Source organism: Novosphingobium sp. 63-713 (genome assembly GCF_001898925.1).
Classification (GTDB): Bacteria; Pseudomonadota; Alphaproteobacteria; order Sphingomonadales; family Sphingomonadaceae; genus Novosphingobium.
In genome coordinates this window covers 25939-32391 of sequence record NZ_MKVS01000042.1, presented here as the reverse complement: position 1 = coordinate 32391, position 6453 = coordinate 25939, and the positions used below count along the sequence as shown (strand labels likewise).

Below are 6453 nucleotides of genomic sequence, written 5' to 3'. Positions count from 1 at the left end.
CATCGCCAGCCTCCACTAAAGCTGGTTCCTCATGAATCACGCATCCGCCGCAAAGGGAATCCCAAAAATCACTTTTCTGCCAAAGTAGTGCTAGGGTCCAGACTCAATCCCAGCAGCCGTCGTCAGTCGCCAGCTTGCCACCTTCGACGGTGCCATAGCAGCCGAAAGTAGAGCGCTCCGCTTCGCACTGCCCTGCGACGACGTCACCGATCTTCGCTTCGTTTGACTGGCCGTCGAGGGAATAAAGGCACCTGCCTTGGCAATCGGCCTTCGCCGAACAGACTTTGCCAGCATCACTATAACGAAACTGGCAGAACGGGCTGCCAAAGGGCGCTCGGCTTTCATAGCCGCCTTGCGCACGACATATTTTCGCCTCAGTGAATGTCAGTCGCTTTTGCGGAGCGGAGCAACTTCCAACGCATGTCGCTGATGCGATCAGCAGCCCAATCCACGCCGCACGGTCAAAAATGTTCCAATCCATGAATGACGACATCTCACGCTCTGCTTTAGCTTTCTACCCGCAACTTTGTTCAAAGCCAGAAAGCGACGGCGGCTGCGAGGCTTACGGCTGACAAGAAATTCCTGGCGAGCTTGTCGTAGCGGGTGGCGATGCGGCGGAAGTCCTTTAGGCGGCAGAACATGGCCTCGACCCGCCAGCGGTCCTTGTAACGGCGCTCATCATACTGGATCGGGCGCTTGCGGTTGCGTCGTCCTGGGATCACCGGGATCGTGCCCTGATCGCGCAAGGCAGCCCTGATGCGGTTGGCATCGTAGCCGCGGTCGGCGATTACCCGTTTCATGCCGATGGTCTCGCTGATCAGCAGATCTGCCCCTTTCACATCCGACGTGTTGCCGGGCGTCAGGACGAGGCGGAGAGGTCGCCCGAGGACATCGACAAGGGCGTGGATCTTCGTTGTCCTGCCGCCACGCGAGATGCCAATGGCATTGGCCCGTGCCCCCCTTTTGCGCCACCGGCAGAGCGGTGTGCCTTGATGTAACTGCTATCGATCTGGCCAGTTTCCGCGATCCAGCCTTCCTCCGTCAGCGCCGCCAGGATGCGCGTCCAGATGCCCCGGCGGCTCCAACGGTTCCATCGGTTATAGACCGTCGTTGAAGGACCGTAGTCCGAAGGGCAATCCGCCCAGCGACCGCCGCACTTGAGCATGTGAATGATGCCGGAGATCACCCTGCGATCATCGACCCGTCGCGCTCCGGGTTGGTTCCTGGGTAAGTGCGGCTCGATCACAACCCATGCTTCATCCGACAACCAGAACAACGCACGCGACATTCCAAACAGCCTCCAGCTTGAGCGGAGACTCCCTGAATCAATGTGCCCCCAGGTTTTCAAGAGCCTGATCGGGTTTGGACCCTAGCGTTTCCTCGAAAAGCATCTGAAGTCGCTTGAGATGTAAAAGATCGGCTTTTTCAGCGTATGCGCCTGCATCGAGTGTGGTGAAACCATGACTATAGCCGCTATATAATTCCGTTATAAAATGCACTCCACTCTGGGCCAGGGCCCTGTCAAATATAGCTATCTGCTCAGGAGGCAGATAGATGTCATTGTCAGCGTGCCCCAGATACACACGTGCGGCTATTCGATCGACAACAAGCATCGGGCTATGTGGATCGTTTATGTCTGCCAAACGCGATGAATGATACCCTGCAGCTGCCACGACAGCCTCTGGATAGAGCGCGGCTAAGCGCATGGCTATTCCACCGCCACGGCAATATCCGACCGTTCCGATCCCGCCCGGTTTAAACTCCAGTTCGTTCCGGACCGTATCGATAAGGCCTATGAAGTCCCGACTTAATGCCTCTGGGGTAAGATGTCTTCCGTAATCGACCAATGTCGGCAGAACCTCAGCTTCATCGAAACATCGGCCGAGTGGAATGACGCTGCCTTTCCTGGATCGATAGAAAATGTTGGGAAGAAGCACTGAATATCCCATCTCGGCTATACATTGTGCCTTTTGCTCTGTGGCAGGTCGTACACCGCCGATATCGGTGAACATTATCACGGGTGGATAAGAAGACGTCTTTACGATGGATGACGGCGTAAAGATTGCTGCATCGATGACGCCATCAGCGACTGATATATTGATTTCTCTTTTTACCATGGATCACCAGCCTAATGCCATGAGGCCCATTCCTTGCTGAGCAGAGAATATTGAATTGTGTTCTCAAAAATCGGACTATTATTTCCATCGTTTACGAAGGAGACGAGCTCGCGGAACAGTCCTTCCTTTCGCATTCCAAGCCGTTGGCACAGTCGTTCAGATGCAGTGTTGCCTTCATCTACATAGGCGTAAAGTCTTCTCGCATGACGAGCCGTGAAGAGGTGGGAGAACAGTGTCCGCGCGGATTCCAGAGCATACCCATTCCCTCCGAACGCCGGATTGAAGTTCCATCCCACGCTGAATGTGTCAGCTTCGCCCTCGCGATCGATCTGCTCAGCGATTCCGAATACGTCGCCGATGACACGCCCATCCGCTCTCAGGCTGACGGCCAGATAATCGTCGTTGGCGGCCCGTCGTTGCGCTTCGACCACGGCCGCTGAGCGGTCAGCCAGCGCCGATGACAAAAAGCATCGCGCGGAAGGCTGATGCAGATAGGCAAATAGATCATCGGCGTCCTCGGCCCGGAAATTTCGGATGGTGAGGCGCTCTGAAACTTGATCGTCCATTGACTGCCTTTCCCGAAGCGTGGGGTCTCAGGCCACGGCTCATGCGTGCTTGCGCTGTTCCAATCTCGTAGAGATGGTTGCCTTCACCGAAGCCCATTCATCATCCGCGACACTGAATACGGCCACGTCTCCGAAGGACCCGTCCTTCATCGGAATGACACGCCTGAGCATCCCGTCTCTGTGCGCGCCAAGGCCCTCGATCGCTCGCTGCGACGGTTCGTTTTTCTCGTGCACGAGAAACTCGACGAGAATGCACCCAAGTGTTTCGAACGCGAACGTCAGTAGCAGCAGCTTGGTCTGAAGATTGGCGACCGTCTTTCGGTGAGGCATTGCATACCAGGTGAAGCCGATCTCCAGCTTTTTCCGCCAAGTGTCGAATACACGGAACCAGCTTGTTCCGATCGGCTCACCGCTCGCGAGACATACCGCGAACGGAAAGCTGCGGCCCGCCCGTTTCTCCGCGAGAGCACGATGGACGTATACGACGATATCTTCGGGCCTTGGCACAAAGCCCATGTCATGCTCGTGTGCAGTCGCGGTTTCGGCCGCCCTTACGAGACCGGGAAGGTGATCGAGCGTAAGCGGCTCAAGCCGGATACCGCCACCTGCGATCTCGTTGATCCCTTTCGGCCATTCCCAAGACATAAACTACCTCAAGCGCAAGAGAGTAACATTGTTTACAATATGAAAATATAAAAGGCATTGGTTCATTATTGTTGCAAAATAGCGCATTTCAGGAGGATGTCCAGCATTGTCTCGATTAGAAGCGTGGATCGAGAAAGCAGCCCCGCTGATCGGGCTAACCGGGGCCACATTGGCTGTTTTGGTCGTCGAGGGCCGATTCAGTGGGTTGGCTGACATGATTTGGCGTGTTGGATGGATTGGTAGACGTATCGCTACAGCGATCCCTGGCGGGCGGGGCGCAGGGTTCGATCCCCTGCCGCTGGCAAACGACTGATTGTGGTGGAGGCTGTGTGGAAACGCGGTGATCTGCTATGTTTCAGGCCTGCTTTACTTCCTCACCGTTCACGCGAACGTCCGGTTTGCGCGCAGCCGGGGCATTCTGTGTCAGGGGCGCGGCAGCGCCGCCAATTCGGCGGTCTGCTTCGTGTTGGGCATTACTTCCATCGACCCGGTGCAGTCCGAATTGCTCTTCGAACGCTTCGTCAGCGCCGAGCGGCGTGAGCCGCCCGACATCGATGTGGATTTCGAGCATGAGCGGCGCGAGGAGGTCAGCTGGGTAAACAGAGCGCCGTTCAAAGCTCCGGCAGAGGCTGATCAGCATGGCCCCAGCCGGCGAGGGATTTTCCCCCTGCCCGCTCGATAAGGCGTGAAAGGTCGGCTATCCCGAAAGGGTGGGCATTCTCCATCCGCTCCAGCTCTTCCCAATCCAGCGGCACGGCCACCGGCGCGCCTTCTCGTGCGCGGACCGAATAAGGCAGGACCGCCGTGCTGCCGCGTTGATTGCGCAGCCAGTCGATGAAGATGCGGCCCTTGCGCTTGGCCTTGCTCATCGTGGCGATGAAGCGGTCGGGCTCGCTCATCGCCATGGCCTTGGCAAAGCGCTGGGCGAAATCCCTGTGGGCCTCCCAATCATGGCCGGGGCGCAGCGGCACCGTGACATGCACACCCTTGCCGCCCGACAGGAGGGCAAAGCTGACCAGCCCCAGATCGGCAAGCTGGCGACGAATGTCGAAAGCGGCCTTTTTCACCTGTGCGAAATCCAGCCCTATATCGGGATCGAGATCAAAGATCATGCGGTCGGGCCGCTCCACCGCCTGCGCCATCGCGGCCCAGCCGTGGAACTCGATGGCCCCCATCTGGACGCAGGAGAGCAGGCCCTCGGCATCCTCGATATAGAGGTAATCCTCGCTCGCGCCGTCTTTCTCGGTGATCGGCACATGATGGACATGCTCGCCGAACGAGCCGCTGTCGTGTTTCTGGAAGAAGCATTGCTTGGCCCGCCCCTGCGGACAGCGCACGAGGCTGAGCGGCCGCCCCGCCGCAAAGGGCAGCATCAGCGGCGTAACGGCCTGATAATAGGCGGCCAGATCGCCCTTGGTCTGCCCGCTTTCGGGAAACAGCACGCGGTCCGGATGGGTGATGGTGATCGGGGCCGGCTCGACCGGCTTTTCGCGGATTTCGGGGGTCACATCGCTGGCTTTCTTGTCCTGACGCAATCCGATAAAGCTGGCATGGCGGACGCGCCCGTCGGCGGTGAATTGGGCAAAGGCGATTTCGGCCACCAGTTCCGGGCGCAGCCAATGCGCGCGGCGGGCCTCGGCGCGGGGCACGTCGGCAGGCGGCGTGTCGGCGGCCAGCGGCGCCATGGTCCGGCTCAGATCCTCCAGCAGCGCGGCGTCAAATCCGGTGCCGACCTTGCCCTTGTAGGTCAGCGTCCCGCCCTCCCACTGGCCCAGCAGGAGCGCGCCGAAAGGGCGCCCCCGCGCCGGGCTTTGCGTCCAGCCCAGCAGGACAAATTCCTGCCGCAGCGTGCATTTGACCTTGACCCAATTGCGTGTGCGGTCTCCGCGATAGGGGGCATCGGCGCGCTCGGCGATGATGCCCTCCTGCCCCGCCTTGCACATGGCGTCAAACAGCGCCCCGCCCGCGCCGATTACATGATCGGCCACATACAGCGGCGGTCCCGCGTCGGCCAGCAGTGCCGCCAATCTCTCCTTGCGCTCGATATTGGGCAGGGCTTTGAGATCCTGATCCGACAGGCGCAGCAGGTCGAAGGCGAAATAGGCCATGCCGTCCTCCCGCTCTTCCTTGAGCGCGGCCTGAAGCGCGGAAAAGGACGGATTGCCCGCCGCATCGAAAGCCACCACCTCGCCGTCGATCAGCGCCGGGGGCAGGTCCAGCGCCGCCAGCGCCTGCGCAATGCCCGCAAACCGTTCGGTCCAGTCCAGGCCGGTGCGGGTATGGAGCCGCACCTTGCCCCCCGCCACCGCAGCCAGGATGCGATAGCCGTCGAACTTGATCTCATGCATCCAGGCATTCGACGCAGGCACGGCATCGACCAACGTGGCCAGTTGCACCGGTTCAAAATCCGGCAGGACGGCTTTGCGCGATGGCGCGGCCTTGCGGCGCTTGTGGCCTGCCTCGCTGCGGTTATGGGCCGCCGCGCGCTCCATCACGTCGGCAAAGGCCTGCCTCTTCTTGCCCGCCAGCGATTGCCGCCCGCCCGCATCGCTGGCGATCTGGGCCATGCTGCGCCCGGTCAGCACGCTGGTCAGGTTGCGCTCGACCAGCGTGTCGCCGGTTCCGGCATGGGCGTCCTCGATCTTGCGCAGCAGCCAGTTCTCACGCTTTTCCTTGCCGCGCGGCTTCATGCGGACCAGCAGCCATTCGCCCTTCATCCGCTCGCCCCACAGGCGGAAATGGAGATGACCCTCCTCGATGTCATCGGCGCTCTTGCCCGGCACGGGGGCCCAATGGCCGCGATCCCACAGCATCACAGTGCCGCCACCATATTCGCCCTTGGGGATGCTGCCCTCGAATTCGGCATAGGCCATCGGGTGATCCTCAGTGCGCACGGCAAGGCGCTTGTCGGCCGGATCAATGCTGGGGCCGCGCGTCACCGCCCAGCTTTTGAGCACGCCATCAACCTCAAGCCGGAAATCCCAATGCAGGCGGGTGGCGTCATGCTTCTGGACGATGAATATCGGGCGCTCGGCCGCTTGAGGCGCTTCCTCGCCCGAAGGCTCTGCCGTGCGGGTAAAATCGCGACGGCGGCGATAGGCATCGAGGGGATCGCGCCGGGCCAT

6 protein-coding genes and 1 pseudogene are annotated in these 6453 nt (G+C 60.2%); 1 reads left to right on the top strand and 6 read right to left on the bottom strand.

Features of this window, described 5'->3' with window-relative positions:
• Window positions 1-103: 103 nt before the first annotated feature.
• From BGP00_RS16895 to BGP00_RS16875, 5 genes are all read right to left on the bottom strand, one after another.
• Complete coding sequence (locus BGP00_RS16895) at window positions 104-481, bottom strand: hypothetical protein (RefSeq protein ID WP_292694433.1); 378 nt, start codon at window positions 479-481, stop codon at window positions 104-106.
• A gap of 49 nt (window positions 482-530) precedes the next feature.
• Window positions 531-1288 (bottom strand): IS5 family transposase gene (locus BGP00_RS16890; RefSeq protein ID WP_292694431.1). Its coding sequence is split into 2 segments (ribosomal slippage): window positions 531-955 and window positions 955-1288, totalling 759 coding nucleotides; the frame shifts between segments, so codons are not numbered across the junction.
• A gap of 37 nt (window positions 1289-1325) precedes the next feature.
• Complete coding sequence (locus BGP00_RS16885) at window positions 1326-2117, bottom strand: dienelactone hydrolase family protein (RefSeq protein ID WP_292694429.1); 792 nt, start codon at window positions 2115-2117, stop codon at window positions 1326-1328.
• Window positions 2118-2128: 11 nt separating this feature from the next.
• Entirely contained in the window at window positions 2129-2683 is a 555-nt protein-coding gene (locus BGP00_RS16880) for a GNAT family protein (RefSeq protein WP_292694427.1), read from the bottom strand.
• 39 nt (window positions 2684-2722) lie between these two features.
• Window positions 2723-3328 (bottom strand): GNAT family N-acetyltransferase, encoded by a 606-nt coding sequence (locus tag BGP00_RS16875; protein ID WP_292694425.1) that lies wholly within the window; start codon window positions 3326-3328, stop codon window positions 2723-2725.
• Window positions 3329-3695: 367 nt separating this feature from the next.
• Here BGP00_RS16875 and BGP00_RS16870 point away from each other — a divergent pair.
• Window positions 3696-3917 (top strand): annotated as a pseudogene (locus BGP00_RS16870) (hypothetical protein); the annotation flags it as partial.
• Window positions 3918-3939: 22 nt separating this feature from the next.
• Here the strand turns inward: BGP00_RS16870 and ligD are convergent.
• Window positions 3940-6453 carry a DNA ligase D gene (ligD, locus tag BGP00_RS16865; RefSeq protein ID WP_292694423.1) on the bottom strand — a complete coding sequence of 838 codons (2514 nt, stop codon included), beginning with the start codon at window positions 6451-6453 and terminating at the stop codon, window positions 3940-3942.